Consider the following 13,839-nt stretch of genomic DNA (forward strand, 5'->3'; position numbering starts at 1 on the left):
CGGCCCGCTGCCACCGCCGAGGCAACGGGCGACTGCGCCTCATGGGTCGCCGGGGAGACACCGACATCCGACCCAAGTAGGTCCGTGAGATCGAAATCGCTCATCCCCACACCGGCCGCAACGGAGGAACGACACGGCCGCAGCCGTTGGTTTCGGCTTCGAGTTCGGCGATGTAGGCTTTCAGGCGGCTGGCGTTGGCCGGCGTGTAACGGATCGACTCGCCGGTCGCGTCGCGAACCTCAACAGCCGACTCACCGATCTGAAGTCGGTGGTAGGCTGCTTTTGCTTCGGCAAGGAGTTCGGCGGTGGTCGCCATCATCAATCCAACGTGAATGTCACGTATAGATAGCTTAAACGTGACTCTTATGCAATATTAAAGTGAATTTCACAATAAAAGTGAAACTTATGCGAGCTTAGCCGCTAGGGCCGCAAAGCTCATCGTATCGCTCTTGCCCTGCTCGATCTCCTGCTCGCTCTCCCCGCCGAACACAAGATCGTTCTCATCCCAATCGGCTGCCCACCCTGGCGGGTTTTCCCAATCAATGCGATCGAAGTTGAAGGTGACGTAGGGAACCAATTCCTCGTAGGGCCGGATAGCCAGGCCGAGCGCGTAATAGGCCAAGTCGAACGACTCGTTGCGGCGCTTGAGGGGATTTTCCCATCCCTTATCGGTGCGGATTTCGGTCGTCATCTGATTGTAGAACCAGTCGGGCATCCAGTCGGGATAGCGCAGCATGGCGCCCGTGTGTTCTTCGCTCTCGTCTTCGACGCGGCGCGCCATCATATTCGAGATGCGATCCTTCATCAGGTTCGAGTTGAGCATGATGACTGGCACATCACCCTTGGCCACGGCCTTCTTGCCCTTCTGCTTCGAATCCGGCCAGGTGGTGTGCGCGTGCGGCGCCGTCTTGGAGGGCTCGCCCTTGATCAGGCAGAAGCGGCGATGTTTACCGTCGCCAGCCTTCTTCAGCTTGCGATAGAAGTTGTAGGCGTGGCCGGTGACACCCTCGGCGCCGCCCGAGTCACAGCCGAGCGCGCGGATGCGCATCCGGCGACCTGAGCCATCCGCCAAGGGATACGTCTTATCGAGCACTTCGCCGAGCACGTTCCAATCGTCGGCAAACGCGGCAGGGTCGATCGGCAACTTCTCACCAGCGCCATTCAGGCGATTGGAGAGACGCAGCTTGAAGCCTTCGAGCACCACTTCGTCGCCGGTCGCGGTGAAGCCGTGGACCTGGACAACGAAGGCCGACTTCTGCACGTCGGCCGTGGCGATGATGAAGCGGACGCCGGCCGGAACCATTGGCTCATCCTCGGTCGCGCCCCAATCCTCGGCCTTGTTTTTCAGGTCTTCGGGCGAGCGCTCGGAGAGCCGCGACGCAGGGATGTAATAAGAACCTTGGTCGGTGGTGACGGTCTTGCGCAGTGGCGCGTCGTCACCCGTGTCCCGCAGCGCCTTTTCCGCGCGCAGATGCTTCTCGACCAGTTGACCCCAATCCTGGTAGGCGGCAGCCGGTCCCTTCATCCAGAAGGAAGCGATGCTCGATCGAGCAGCCTTCATGCCGTTGCGCTCGATGATGCGATTCTCAGTCGGCACCCATATCATGCCGTCCTTGACCCAACGGGCGCCCTCGTTGAGTTCTTCCTTCATGTACGGCTCAAGCACGCCGCCACACTGGAAACCAGGGCAGAGCATGAAGGTCTGCTCGCGCGCCTCCATGATGTCTTCGCTGTCGGGGTAACGGAGCAGCTTGAAGTCGGGCTCGAAAGACTCGTTGCAGTGCGGGCAGCACCAATACCATCGGCGCCGATCGCCGCGATTGTATAGCTCGAAGATGCCACGGATCGGCGGCGCCTCGTGCGGGCTATGCTTTGGCGGCGTCCACTTCGGGTCTTGGATGTCCTTGTTAGGATTCGGCGACGACTCGGCGACCGTCATGCCGAAGCGCTTGAAGGTGGTCGTGCGCATTTGGAGAAGGTCGAAGGGGTTGCCTTCGCCGTCCACGTTGTCGTCCATGCGGTCGTAGTCGATCAGCCAGCCGTAAGGCACGGTGATGCCCGACAGGTTGCTCGCGGTCGGATAGGCCAGAAGGAAGCGCATCCCCGACTTGAATTCCTTGTCGAAGGTGTTGTCGTCCTGCCGGCTGGTGAACTGCTCGGCGCGGACGTGCGTGGACGCTTCCAGGAAGCGTTTCAGGTCGCCGTTCGACCACTTGCGAGCGTTCTCTCGATCCATGTGGATGTAGAGCATGTCGCCGGGGTTGGTCTTTACGGTGTGCGTGAGCCACCCTAAAGACATCATGGTTTTCCCGGTCCTCGCTGGCCCCACGAACACCATCCCCTGATAGTCGAGGCTGGTGAGCACGTTCATCGGCTCAACCAGGTAGGGCGTCTTCTTTGCAGACCACTTGACGCTGTGACCGCTGCCGCCGCCGATGCGCATGTACTTCTCGGCCGCCTCGGAGACGGTCAAGATTTCCTGCGGCGTCAGGCTTTCGAAGCCTTTCGTCAGCAGTTCTTCCAGGTTTTGGTATGGCGCAGCGTCGATCAGGTCGTTGATCGACGGCGGGCGCATTCTCGCAGTCATTCGGGGCGCCTGCTCAGAAATACCGTGCGATCACTGGCAACAATAGATGCTGACGATTGGTGTAGGCGTTCGATCAGAAACGCGGCCAGGCGAAGCGCCTTCGTGAAAATTTCATCCGGCGAGCGCGGAAACCGTGGATAGTTGATGAGCCCTACCCTGACACCGACTTCACGTCCTCCGGTGAAGATGTATTCGCACGGCGCGAAGTTGACGCATTCCCCTTCGAGCACGAATTCCTGACACGCCTGACGCGCTGCGGCTTCGTCCCCGCCGATGAAGATGTCGGCGATGTAGGTGGGGCATTCGCTGTGTTTGATCTCGTTGTTCATACCAGTTCATCCAGCCAATCGTTCTGCGAGTTGTCGGAAAACACTTCGCAGGTGTCCCCGCAGCCGCCGCTCAAATCCAGGTCAGGATCAAACGCTTGATCGCCATCTACAAAGGGCTCGAAGTCGCTGAGAAAACCCGCGACTACCATGTCAAGCGTCGACCTGTTCTTGCGAAAGAAGACTCGCCCCCGCTCGGCGTTTGCGCCGCAGGTGCCATACGTCTTCTCAAGTCGCCTAGGCACATCGAAGATGCGCGGTTCTTCATTGACCAGTGTGAATATTTTTCGATCCGCCTTTTTCCAGCACCACAGACAGTTTCCGCGATGCTTCGGAATGTACAGATCGAAGTTTTGCTGGCGCCAGAAGTCGATAACGTCGCGCTCTTTAATGTTCCACCCGACGAGCGGATAAATCCAACTGCGTTGCGGCGCGAGCGAACTCATCCGATCTATCTCGTCGGCGCGGATTCCGATTGCCATCTCGTAGTCGCCCGGCCGAAGGCCAAGGTGGCGGGCATATGAAATGATTGGACGTTCCTTCAACTCCCTAGTGCAATGCGGGTATGAAGGGTTCGCGATCCCAAACTTGGCCACCATCGCCTCATAGGGGCCGCCGACCTCGCCAAAGCGGTGAGCAGTCTCATACGTGACGACTTTGTGCTGTGTGCCCCTTCCCTGCTCCGGGTCGACCACCGCCTCCAGCCAAATCGTGTCGAACTCCCACGCTTCGTCACAGTGCCGCACGAACTTTAATGTGTGGGGGTCTTCCTCTCCGGTGTTCGCAAACAGGACGTAAATCGCGCGCTTGCCGCGATATAGATCGAGCAGTCGCTTGGTCATGTAGGCTGACGTTCGGCCGCCGCTGTTGGAAATGATCAACGGCTTCATTCGTTACCCGGCAGATCACTAGGCGGTGGCCGTTTGTCCGTACCTTCAAGTTCCTTGGCGATCTCCTGCGAGTGAGCGGTCGTCTTCTGCCACTCCCGCGCCTTGGTGGTGAGCGCTTCCTTGATCTGAACGTTCAGTTCGCTCACCGCCCCGAGCAGATGCTTGTACTGTTCGTCGCTCAGACGATCGCGGCCGGGCAGGTTCTCGATCCAGAGCTTGCTTTCCTGCCGGATCAGCATGGCCACGCGGCCAAAGGTCATCAGCACGTCTTCATCGTGCCAAAGCTGCCCGGCCGCCGTGAGAGCGCGGATTCGGGCGTTGGTCATTTCCCAATAGGCCTTGGAGACGATCGGCGGCAGAGACGCTTGGTTCTGCTGCGCCAGCCAATCCTCAATGCTGCCCTGCGGCGGAATGAGATAGCCCATGCCGGTCAGGAAGTCGTACATCGGCTGCGGCTTGCCGCCGTGGGTCTGCCACGAGTCGATCGGGCACTTTTCGAGGCGCTTCTGGATTTGCTTCGGCTGGACGGCAAGAATGTTGGCGAAGAACGTCACGCCAACCGGGCGGCGGAATGCCGTGTAGTGGGGAAGCGACTGCTCGGCGGCAGCCTGTAACCGCCGTTCCGCTTCTTCCTTCGTCGGCCGGCCGCGCTTCGGGCGTGGCGACTCAGGCGCTACGGCCGGCTCGTCGCCGAGCAGGTCGGAGAAGTCGTTGTCATCGATCATTGGTCGTCCCGGTCCAGTTCGTCCAGGAACGGGGCTCGGCGAACCGCGCCGCCGCTACCGCAAAGATCAGGATGGAAGCGCCGCCCGTGCGGCCCCTTCTCAGGAAGCCACGCCTTACGCTGCGGCTCACGCTTGGGCTGCTGTTCCGGCTTCTCAGGCACCGAAGATGGCCTCCTGATATGCCCTGATCTCGCTGCCTCTCCACACCGAAACCCTGTGCGACTTCCGCGTCTGTTTGGGGAACAGGCCGGCTTGGATGCGCCGATAGATTTCGGATCGAGATAACCCGGTGATCGCAATCACCTGGGGCAGCCGAAGGCTTTGCTCGATTTCCATTTCACGTCTCCATTCGTGTCCTCATTGATAATCACTTTTTACGTGACAAGCAAGGGAAAACACGGTAAACGTGAAACTGAAAGTACGGGTGACTTCTTCATATGCGGGAGGCAGCTATGATTTCGGCGGGTAATTCCGCCAACGGAGCGCGGGTTTCGGTTGGGTGCCCCATGTAGCGCGGCTTTGAGCCAATGCGTGACGGCCCGAAAGGGCAAACCGATGGCAGCCGGGAAAGACCGGCACAACTGCCGCTCCAAAGATGAACCCGATAACGATGGAAAGTTCGTTTGTGCCGAAGTGCGAGGCGATCTTTGGGGCGGCACACTCCCACCTATGAATGGAGAATGAACGTGCCCGAGATGCGCGCAAAGGTTAGGATCACCAGCATTCAGTCGTACCCCACGGCTGGACCAACGACGCAGGAAACCCTGTCGTTCAACTTCCCCTCAAAGGATGGCGCTTATCCCGCCGATGGGAGCGACGAAGATCAGCAGTTCGCGAGGTTTAGCCCGATGGGGTCATTGTCGCTCACCGTCGCGAACCCGGCGCTGATCGGCAAGTTCGCGGTCGGCGATACGTTCTACCTGGACTTCGAGCGGGTGAATTGACGCCCTGAAATTCCGAGTGCAGTCTGACAAGCCCCGCCCATTCGGCGGGGTTTTTGTTTGCGTCGAGGCAGGCGAGTTTAGGCGGAAATCGAACCTATCCTATTTCGTTTGTGGACTCATTTTTTCAAAAATGTTGACTGCTTTCGCGTAACCCATTGATTTCATTACCGATTAAAGTCCCTCTCCCGCTACCAAATCATCATAAGCCATTGAAATCATAGCGAAAACGGGTAGTTGTGGTGGCGCCCCGTCCAAGAATCTTGAATGATTTCAAGGGTTGAGGCGTCCGCCTGGGTGCCGCACATTGCCTAACGTTTGTTTCTGCATGCCGCTTAGTCCGACTTGGCAAGTGCTTTCAGGATAAAGCCAATCTGCTCTCGCAAGCTCGCCTCGGTGTCTTCGCCGTGTTGGACGCAGTGCTCGATCAGAACCGGATGGAAGAACGACATGAACGCGGTCTTGACCGCGCGCGCCGCCTCTGCCGGGTCGCTGACCTTGAATTCGCCCGCTCCAATGCCCTCGCGGATGATCGCCTCGAAGATCGTGACCATCCACTCAATATGAGCTTTGACGATCTCCCGGTCCTCCCGCATGACCGCGACAATCATGTCGTGCATGTGCTTCTGCTCGATCAGTGTCGCCTTGCCATGATTGTGAATTGCGATCAAAAGCCGACTGATTTTTTCCGACGCCGTGGCGTTCGTACGTGCGATCGCAAAGGCGATATCGGCAGCCTCGTCCAGGATCCGCTTGCAGATGAACCCGTTGATCGCATCCCTAGAGGGAAAGAAACGGTAGACATTTGCCCGGCTCATGCCGAGGTCTGAGGCGATGTCGTACATCGACGTCTTATGGGAGCCGATGCGGCGAAAGTGCTTCTCCGCTACCTCAAGAATGCGCGCGCGCACCGAGTCGAGATCAGTTCGCACTCGGATCGGGTGATTCATTGATCTCTCCGGGACTGATCAATCGGATCTGCAAGACTTGCCCGTCGAGCATCTGGAAGCGGGCACGATCGTCCCGCCCGCAAGGCAAGTCCTTTGGGCCGGCCTCGACCCCATTTCATCCGGCACGAGTCCTATTCCGCGGCCATTGCCAGCCGCAGTTGCGGTTCTGGCTCTTGCGTTGGGGCGGCCTCATGGTTCTCGTCCGCGGTCGGTTTGATCCGGAACCACGCGGTATAGAGCGCGGGAAGGAAGAGTAGGATCAATACCGTGCCAACCGCCGTGCCCCCGATCAGCGTATAGGCCATCGATCCCCAGAAGACGGAGTGCGTGAGGGGTATGAAGGCCAGCACTGCGGCAAGCGCGGTTAGGATCACGGGCCGCGCGCGCTGCACTGTGGCCTCGATGACGGCGTGATAGGCGTCGAGGCCTGCGGCGCGGTTTTCCTTGATCTGTTCGGTCAGGATCAGCGTGTTGCGCATCAGGATGCCGGCCAATCCTATCAGGCCCAGAATGGCGTTGAAGCCAAAGGGCTGGTGGAAGACGAGCAACATCGGCACGACGCCGACGAGGCCAAGCGGCCCCGTTAGCACGACCATGAACATCGTCGAGAAGGATCGCACTTGGAGCATGATGACGATCAGCATGGCGGCGATCATGGCCGGGAAGATCTTGCCCAACGCGGTGTTGGCTTTTTCAGCCTCCTCGATCGATCCGCCCATTTCGATGCTATAGCCAGCCGGAAGGGATGCGATCAGCGGCTGAAGGGCTTTCACGACCTGTTTTGAGACCTCCGGAGGCTGGGTCGCTTCGTTGATGTCGGAGCGGATTGTGATAACGGGCGTGCGGTCGCGGCGCTTCAGGATCGGCTCTTCAAGACGGATTTCGGAATGGCCGATCTGGTCGAGCGGAATCTGCCGGCCGTCGCGGCTCATCAATGAGAAATCCGCCAGGCGCGCCGGATCCAGCCGCTCGCCGCCGGCGCTGCGCGCCACGATAGGGACATTGCGGATGTCCTCGCGGACCTGCGTGACCGGGATGCCGGTAAGGAGGAATTGCAGCTGCTGAGCCACCTCGGTCGGCGACAGGCCGATGAGGCTCAATCTATCCTGGTCCGGGACGAAGCGAAGCACGGGCGTGCGATTGCCCCAGTCGCGGTTGGCCTGCCGCACGTCCGGGACGCCCCGCATGATGCCGAGGGCCTTCTCGGAGATACTGTAGAGTTGCGCAGGATCAGGTCCCATGACCCGGAACTCGACCGGGAACGGCGTGTAGGGGCCGAACACGAGCTGCGTGACGCGCACATTGGCTTCCGGCGCGAGGCCCTGTGCCACCGCCTCTCGAAGCCGGTGCTTCAATTCCTCGCGCGCCTCGGCATTCGGGGTCAGAACGACGATCTTGGCAAAGGCGGGATCGGGCAGCTCAGGCGCCATCGCGAAGAAGAAGCGCGGGGCGCCCTGACCGACATAGCTCGTGACGATCTTGGCTTCGGGCTGTCCGTCCAGCCAGTGCTCGAGCTTCTCGACCGTGGCGGTCGTCGTCTCGATGCTGGTGCCTTCCGGCAGGCGAACCTCCACCAGCACTTCCGGGCGGTCGGATGTGGGGAAGAACTGCTGCTTGATGGCACCCATGCCGACAACGGAGAGCGTGAAAGCGATGCCGACAATACCGGAGGTCACGAACTTGTGGCGCACGGCAAAAGTGATGAGCCGCCTCAGGCGCCGATAGTTAGGCGTGTCGTAGATCGCGTGGTGACCGCCGTCGATCGGTTTGATGGCGGGCAGCATCTTGACGCCGAGATAGGGCGTGAAGACCACGGCGACGATCCAGGAGACGATGAGGGCGAAACCCACAACCCAGAAGATGTTGCCAGCGTATTCGCCGGCCGTCGAGCGAGCAAAGCCCACCGGCAGGAAGCCGGCTATCGTGACCAGCGTTCCCGACAGCATCGGCGCCGCCGTGTGGCTCCAGGCATAGGCCGCCGCCTTGATACGGTCCATGCCCTCTTCCATCTTCACCACCATCACCTCGATCGCGATGATGGCGTCGTCGACGAGAAGACCGAGCGCCAGGATGAGCGCGCCGAGCGTGATGCGATCGAAGAACCGTCCCGTCTCCAGCATAATGAGGAACACGGCGGCAAGCGTCAGGGGGACGGCGGCCGCCACGACGATGCCGACCCGCCAGCCCATGCTCAGCAGGCTGATCAGCAGCACGACGCCCAGCGCCATCGCGAACTTCATCATGAACTCGTCGACCGCCGAGGTAATGTTGACCGCTTGGTCTGACACCTTGTCGAGCGTCATCCCGAGCGGCAATGTCCGTACGATGGCCGCCGTCCTGTCCTCCAGCGCCTTGCCGAGTGCGCGACCATCCCAGCCCTCCTGCATAACGGCCGCGAGCATGATCGTGGGCTCACCCTGGCGCCGGATGAGATACGTGGGAGGATCTTCATAGCCGCGGCGGACCTCGGCGATGTCGGAAAGTTTGAGCGTCCGCCCGGAGGCAACGATCGGCGTGTCGGCGATCGTCTGGACACTGTCATAGGCGCCATTGACCCTGATGAAGACCTGCGGCCCGTCAGTGTCGATCGAGCCCGCCGGGGTGACAGTGTTCTGCCGCTGCAAGGCGGCAATGATATCCTGGGCCGACACGCCGAGCGTAGCCAGCCTGGCGTAGGAGAACTCGACGAAAATCTGCTCGGGACGTTCACCGAGGATGTTGATCTTCTTGACGCCGGGCACGTGCAAGAGGTCCTGGCGGATCGCCTCGGCCTGCCTGGCCAGCTCACGCATCGGCATGCCTTTGGCCTTGAGCGCATAAAGAGCGAAGCTGACATCCGAGTACTCATCGTTGATGAAGGGCCCGTAGACGCCGGGCGGCAGGTTGCGGGCTTCATCCCCGAGCTTCTTGCGGGCCTGGTAGAACTCTTCCTGCACGGCGGATGGCGGCGTGCTGTCCTTCAGCGTGACCGTCATATACGCATAGCCCGGCCGCGTAGTCGTCTCCACCCGGTCGTACCAGGTCAGCTCCTGAAGCCGCTTCTCCAAGGGTTCGGCGACGAGGTCCTGCATCTCGCGCGCTGTCGCGCCTGGCCATGCCGTCGTGACGGTCAGGGTCTTGATGGTAAAGTTGGGGTCCTCCGCTCGGCCGAGCATAAGGAAGGCGTAGGCGCCGGCAGCCACCAGCAGGAGGATGAAGAACAGAGTGACGGCCCGTTCGCGAACGGCGAGCGCTGAAAGATTGAGGGTCATCCTCAGTTGCTCCCGATTTCAGAGGCAGTCCTCACGCGAGCACCCTCTTGCAGGAGATGAGCGCCGAGCGACACGATGGGAACACTGGAGCTTAGTCCGGAGATCACAGCGGTTTCGCTGGCTACACGAACAAGCTGGACGGGTTGAAAGTGCACGGTCGACGTGCCCTTGTCCAAGACCCAAACGCCAGTCTTCCGGCCGTCGTCGAGCATGGCTCCCAACGGCACCTGGACCTCAGGCTGACTCGCCTGGGTTGCAACCCGAATGGTCACCGTCGCGCCAAGCGGTGCCGCCGCAGCCTCACCGTCAAGCACGTAGCGGGCCTCATAGGTGCGGGTCTGGGTATCGGCGGAGTTGGATAATTGTCGCAGATGTGCCGCATGGCGGTGCTCATCGCCACCATACACGCTGGCCTCGGCCGCCGAGCCGATCGCCGGCCTGATCGTTTCGGGAAGTGATACCACCGCTTCGCGGGGGCCGGCCTGGGCGATCCGGACCACTGTCTGGCCGGCGGAGACGACCTGACCCGGCTCACCGAGCGTATCGACCACCGTTCCATCGGCGTCCGCCACCAGGACTGCGTATGTCGCTTCGTTCTCCGCGACCTTCGCTTCCGCTTCGGCGGCGGCGAGCTGAGCCGTAGCGGTATCCAGCGCGGTCTTGGCCTGTTCGTATCGCTGCGGAGTTGCAGCCAATCCGTCTTTCACCAAAGCCGCATAGCGTTTCTCGTCTGCTGCCGCCTGGATTAGGACAGCGTGTGCCGCGGCGACTGTGTTGCGCTTTGCCGTGAGCGCAAGTTGTAGATCGGTCGCGTCGATCCGCATGAGCGGCTGTCCAGCCTTGACCTGATCGCCAGCATCCACGAGGCGCTGGACAATCTTGCCGGGCACGCGAAAACCAAGGTTGCTCTGCACTCGCGCCGCGACAATGCCGGTAAAACTGCGCGCAGAGCCGGTGACTTGCTCTCCCGTCACCAGTCTGACGATCGGAGGTTCCTGCCTCGGGTCAACAGCGACGGCGGCTGCCTGCGTGCGGTCAGAAAGTGTCACGAATGCCAGTGCCGCTGATCCTGCGATCAGGATACTGCCCAGCACAATTAGGGGTCTCTTTTTCATGCCCATCGCCTCACGTCAAAATAGATTGCATTCACACTCTATAACTGGTATAGATTACGAATGCAATCTAAAAAAGGAGATCGATGATGCGCGTGAGTCGCACTCAGGCTGCGGAAAACCGCGAGACGGTGATCGATGTGGCAAGCCGCCTTTTCCGGAAGCATGGCTTTGACGGCATCGGCCTTAAGGATCTGATGAAGGGCGCCGGGCTGACCCAAGGCGCCTTTTACAAGCAATTCGCATCAAAGGAGGACTTGGAGGCGCTGGCCTCCAGGCGGGCACTGGAGCACGCATCGCGTCGATGGTCGGACGCGGCCGCGAAAAATCCCAAGGACCCGCTTGGTGCAGTGATCGAGTTCTACCTCAGCGCCGGACATCGCGAAGAAAGGATGGACGGCTGCCCGGTCGTGGCGCTGGGCTCGGATGCAGCCAGGCAGGGCAGCGACGTAAAAGCATCCTTCGAAGCCGGGATCAGGGAATATCTCGAACTGCTCGATAGATGGGTTGGCGATGCCCACGGCGAGGATCCCGATGGAAAGGCCATGGCCGTCCTCTCGACGATGGTCGGTGCGGTCGTCCTTTCACGGGCCGTCAACGACAAGCAACTGTCGAAGCAGTTTCTGCAAGCCGCAGCCGAGAGCGTGCTGCAGCGATCATCGTCCAGCAATGCTCAGGAAGAGCCGCCCCTATGACGGTGGTTTCTCCAAGCGGGATGCACAGCGCCACAGCTTCTATCCACCTCTTTAGGCAGATGGGTAAGCGGCAATCCAACGTCCGTCAGGATTGTGCCAGCGCGTGGGGCAGAGCCTCGCGGCGCAAGCGATTTGATAGGTGAGTATATGCGACGCATAGTCGTTACAGGCATGGGAGCGGTCACGCCGCTTGCTGCAAACGTCGAGGCAACCTGGACGCGGCTCCTGAGCGGTCGCTCGGGCATCGCGAGGCTTGCGGACGAGGTCGTGGGAGAGTTGCCCGCAAAGGTCGGCGGCGTGGTTCCCTCCCTGGAAGACGATCCCGAGGCCGGCCTCGATGCCAATGCCTTCGTGGCTCCGAAGGACCAGCGCAGAATCGACCGATTCATTCTTTTCGCTTTGGCCGCGGCGGAAGAGGCGCTTGCCCAGGCGAGATGGAAGCCGAGTTCGGAGAGCGATCGGGTTCGCACCGCAACGATCATCGCTTCAGGTGTCGGAGGTTTTCCGGCCATCACAGAGGCGGTGCGGACAGTCGACCAGCGCGGAGTACGGCGTCTTTCACCATTCACGGTCCCATCCTTTCTGGTCAACATGGCGGCCGGCCACATCTCGATTCGCTACGGATTCAAGGGTGCGCTCGGCGCGCCTGTGACGGCCTGTGCGGCAGGTATCCAGGCAATCGGCGATGCCGCCCGCCTCATCCGGGCCGATGAAGCGGATGTCGCCGTGTGCGGTGGCACCGAAGCTTGCATGAACGTGGTCAGTCTGGGCGGCTTTGCGGCGGCACGCTCGCTTTCGACCTCCTACAATCATCGCCCCGACCAGGCCTCTCGTCCGTTCGACATGTCACGGGACGGCTTCGTCATGGGCGAAGGCGCTGGCATCCTGGTCATCGAGGAGTTGAGCCATGCACTGGCGCGCGGCGCGAAACCGCTCGCCGAGGTCGTCGGCTACGGCACGACGGCGGATGCGTATCACGTCACTTCCGGTCCCGAGGACGGCGATGGCGCGCGCCGAGCGATGGAGATTGCAATCGCTCAGGCAGGAATTTCGGCGCGCGAGGTCCGTCATCTCAATGCCCATGCAACCTCCACGCCGGTGGGCGACCTTGGTGAGATCGAAGCGATCAAGAGCGTGTTCGGGCACGATTTCGGGATAGCCGTCAGTGGAACGAAGTCGGCGACAGGCCACCTGCTCGGCGCCGCCGGCGGGCTTGGCGCGATCTTCACGATCCTTGCGCTCAGGGATCAGGTGGCACCGCCCACCCTCAATTTGAACGCGCCTGATCCAGCGGGCGAAGGGATCGACTTCGTCGCGAACCGGGCCAGGTCAATGGAGATGGAGTACGCGATCTCCAACGGTTTTGGCTTCGGAGGGGTCAACGCCAGCGCTCTATTCCGGCGCTGGGAAGGTGCCCGGCGTGACCGCCGAAGCCCTCGATGATCGACGCTTTTGCTTCGGTCTTTCTGCCTCTTCTCACTCTAATCCAACTCAAAGAAAGTGATTTCCATGAACAAGATCAATCCCGGCGTTGCCATCGTCACAGGGGCATCCTCGGGCATCGGACATGCAACGGCCAATGCCCTGCAGAGCGCTGGTTTTCGTGTGTTCGGCACCAGCCGTCGCGCGATCGCTGGAAAAAGCGACGGCGTGACGATGCTGACCTGCGACGTGACCGATGACACATCCGTGTCACAGCTGGTCGACGATGTGCTGGCCGAAACCGGGCGCATCGACCTGCTCGTCAACAATGCCGGTATGGGCCTGTTTGGCGCGGCCGAGGAATCCTCGACTGTTCAAGCTCAGGCGCTGTTCGACGTGAACGTCTTTGGCGTTTTCCGCATGACAAACGCAGTCCTGCCGACGATGCGACGTCAGAACGAGGGCCGGATCGTCAATGTGAGTTCGGTGCAGGGGTTCATCCCCGCTCCCTATTTCGCGCTTTACGCCTCGACCAAACACGCAATTGAGGGCTACTCCGAATCGCTCGACCACGAAGTGCGCCCGTTCGGAATTCGAGTGGCATTGGTCGAGCCCGCCTATACCCGCACGTCATTCGAAGAAAGCCTCGCCACCCCGGATCAATTGCTCGATATCTACAACTCATCGCGGGCCGGCATGAAAGCGGCGGTTCGGAAAGCGATGGAAAAGGGTGATACGCCCGAGGTGGTGGCCAAGACAGTTCTGGCGGCTGCGACCGACCCAGACCCGAAGCGGCGCTACACGGCGGGAAAAACGGCTCGCCAGGTCAGCTTCCTGCGCCGTTTCGTTCCCGCCTCAGCGTTCGACAAAAGCCTTCGAAAGCAACTTGGCCTGCCGGTCTGATTCGACGGAGCAGGAACCGTCGATCTGATAGGTGGGG

At 60.8% G+C, this 13,839-nt stretch carries 13 protein-coding genes; 4 read left to right on the forward strand and 9 right to left on the reverse strand.

The window, feature by feature from the left end:
- Positions 1-100: 100 nt before the first annotated feature.
- The 6 genes from gpW to EN780_RS04445 form a co-directional block, all read right to left on the reverse strand.
- Positions 101-316, reverse strand: a complete 216-nt coding sequence (gene gpW / locus EN780_RS04420; protein ID WP_189556371.1) for a gpW family head-tail joining protein — start codon at positions 314-316, stop codon at positions 101-103.
- Positions 317-403: 87 nt separating this feature from the next.
- Positions 404-2,587 (reverse strand): terminase gpA endonuclease subunit, encoded by a 2,184-nt coding sequence (locus EN780_RS04425; protein WP_128272330.1) that lies wholly within the window; start codon positions 2,585-2,587, stop codon positions 404-406.
- Positions 2,584-2,916 (reverse strand): hypothetical protein, encoded by a 333-nt coding sequence (locus EN780_RS04430; protein ID WP_128272332.1) that lies wholly within the window; start codon positions 2,914-2,916, stop codon positions 2,584-2,586. Before EN780_RS04430 ends, EN780_RS04425 begins: the two co-directional genes overlap by 4 nt.
- Positions 2,913-3,803 (reverse strand): hypothetical protein, encoded by an 891-nt coding sequence (locus tag EN780_RS04435; RefSeq protein ID WP_128272334.1) that lies wholly within the window; start codon positions 3,801-3,803, stop codon positions 2,913-2,915. Before EN780_RS04435 ends, EN780_RS04430 begins: the two co-directional genes overlap by 4 nt.
- Entirely contained in the window at positions 3,800-4,528 is a 729-nt protein-coding gene (locus EN780_RS04440; protein ID WP_128272336.1) for a hypothetical protein, read from the reverse strand. Before EN780_RS04440 ends, EN780_RS04435 begins: the two co-directional genes overlap by 4 nt.
- A gap of 153 nt (positions 4,529-4,681) precedes the next feature.
- Entirely contained in the window at positions 4,682-4,864 is a 183-nt protein-coding gene (locus EN780_RS04445) for an AlpA family phage regulatory protein (RefSeq protein WP_128272337.1), read from the reverse strand.
- Positions 4,865-5,208: 344 nt separating this feature from the next.
- Between EN780_RS04445 and EN780_RS04450 the strand changes: the two genes are divergently transcribed.
- Positions 5,209-5,472, forward strand: a complete 264-nt coding sequence (locus EN780_RS04450) for a hypothetical protein (RefSeq protein WP_245499871.1) — start codon at positions 5,209-5,211, stop codon at positions 5,470-5,472.
- Positions 5,473-5,804: 332 nt separating this feature from the next.
- On the opposite strand, the gene EN780_RS04455 is transcribed toward EN780_RS04450, so the two are convergent.
- The 3 genes from EN780_RS04455 to EN780_RS04465 form a co-directional block, all read right to left on the reverse strand.
- The gene (locus EN780_RS04455) at positions 5,805-6,419 is read right to left on the reverse strand and encodes a TetR family transcriptional regulator (protein ID WP_127282277.1); all 615 of its coding nucleotides are present in this window, start codon (positions 6,417-6,419) and stop codon (positions 5,805-5,807) included.
- A 131-nt stretch (positions 6,420-6,550) separates the two neighbouring features.
- The gene (locus EN780_RS04460; RefSeq protein ID WP_128272339.1) at positions 6,551-9,670 is read right to left on the reverse strand and encodes an efflux RND transporter permease subunit; all 3,120 of its coding nucleotides are present in this window, start codon (positions 9,668-9,670) and stop codon (positions 6,551-6,553) included.
- Positions 9,671-9,672: 2 nt separating this feature from the next.
- Positions 9,673-10,785, reverse strand: a complete 1,113-nt coding sequence (locus tag EN780_RS04465; protein WP_128272341.1) for an efflux RND transporter periplasmic adaptor subunit — start codon at positions 10,783-10,785, stop codon at positions 9,673-9,675.
- A gap of 86 nt (positions 10,786-10,871) precedes the next feature.
- Here EN780_RS04465 and EN780_RS04470 point away from each other — a divergent pair, with 86 nt between their 5' ends.
- The 3 genes from EN780_RS04470 to EN780_RS04480 all read left to right on the forward strand — a co-directional run bounded on the left by EN780_RS04470 (position 10,872) and on the right by EN780_RS04480 (position 13,802).
- Entirely contained in the window at positions 10,872-11,477 is a 606-nt protein-coding gene (locus tag EN780_RS04470; protein WP_128272363.1) for a TetR/AcrR family transcriptional regulator, read from the forward strand.
- Between the two features lie 147 nt (positions 11,478-11,624).
- Positions 11,625-12,920, forward strand: a complete 1,296-nt coding sequence (fabF, locus tag EN780_RS04475) for a beta-ketoacyl-ACP synthase II (protein ID WP_128272343.1) — start codon at positions 11,625-11,627, stop codon at positions 12,918-12,920.
- Between the two features lie 66 nt (positions 12,921-12,986).
- Entirely contained in the window at positions 12,987-13,802 is an 816-nt protein-coding gene (locus tag EN780_RS04480; RefSeq protein WP_127391246.1) for an oxidoreductase, read from the forward strand.
- Positions 13,803-13,839 lie beyond the last annotated feature (37 nt).

The organism is Mesorhizobium sp. M4B.F.Ca.ET.089.01.1.1 (genome assembly GCF_004022605.1).
GTDB classification, from domain to species: domain Bacteria; phylum Pseudomonadota; class Alphaproteobacteria; order Rhizobiales; family Rhizobiaceae; genus Mesorhizobium; species Mesorhizobium abyssinicae.

Bases quoted from the DNA above. Each gene is read 5' to 3' on its own strand.
- EN780_RS04435 (WP_128272334.1), bottom strand. From the start codon at position 3,803: ATGAAGCCGTTGATCATTTCCAACAGCGGCGGCCGAACGTCAGCCTAC.
- EN780_RS04480 (WP_127391246.1), top strand. From the start codon at position 12,987: ATGAACAAGATCAATCCCGGCGTTGCCATCGTCACAGGGGCATCCTCG.
- EN780_RS04455 (WP_127282277.1), bottom strand. From the start codon at position 6,419: ATGAATCACCCGATCCGAGTGCGAACTGATCTCGACTCGGTGCGCGCG.
- EN780_RS04440 (WP_128272336.1), bottom strand. From the start codon at position 4,528: ATGATCGATGACAACGACTTCTCCGACCTGCTCGGCGACGAGCCGGCC.
- EN780_RS04470 (WP_128272363.1), top strand. From the start codon at position 10,872: ATGCGCGTGAGTCGCACTCAGGCTGCGGAAAACCGCGAGACGGTGATC.
- EN780_RS04450 (WP_245499871.1), top strand. From the start codon at position 5,209: ATGAACGTGCCCGAGATGCGCGCAAAGGTTAGGATCACCAGCATTCAG.
- EN780_RS04425 (WP_128272330.1), bottom strand. From the start codon at position 2,587: ATGACTGCGAGAATGCGCCCGCCGTCGATCAACGACCTGATCGACGCT.
- EN780_RS04445 (WP_128272337.1), bottom strand. From the start codon at position 4,864: ATGGAAATCGAGCAAAGCCTTCGGCTGCCCCAGGTGATTGCGATCACC.
- EN780_RS04465 (WP_128272341.1), bottom strand. From the start codon at position 10,785: ATGAAAAAGAGACCCCTAATTGTGCTGGGCAGTATCCTGATCGCAGGA.
- EN780_RS04460 (WP_128272339.1), bottom strand. From the start codon at position 9,670: ATGACCCTCAATCTTTCAGCGCTCGCCGTTCGCGAACGGGCCGTCACT.
- EN780_RS04430 (WP_128272332.1), bottom strand. From the start codon at position 2,916: ATGAACAACGAGATCAAACACAGCGAATGCCCCACCTACATCGCCGAC.
- gpW (WP_189556371.1), bottom strand. From the start codon at position 316: ATGGCGACCACCGCCGAACTCCTTGCCGAAGCAAAAGCAGCCTACCAC.
- fabF (WP_128272343.1), top strand. From the start codon at position 11,625: ATGCGACGCATAGTCGTTACAGGCATGGGAGCGGTCACGCCGCTTGCT.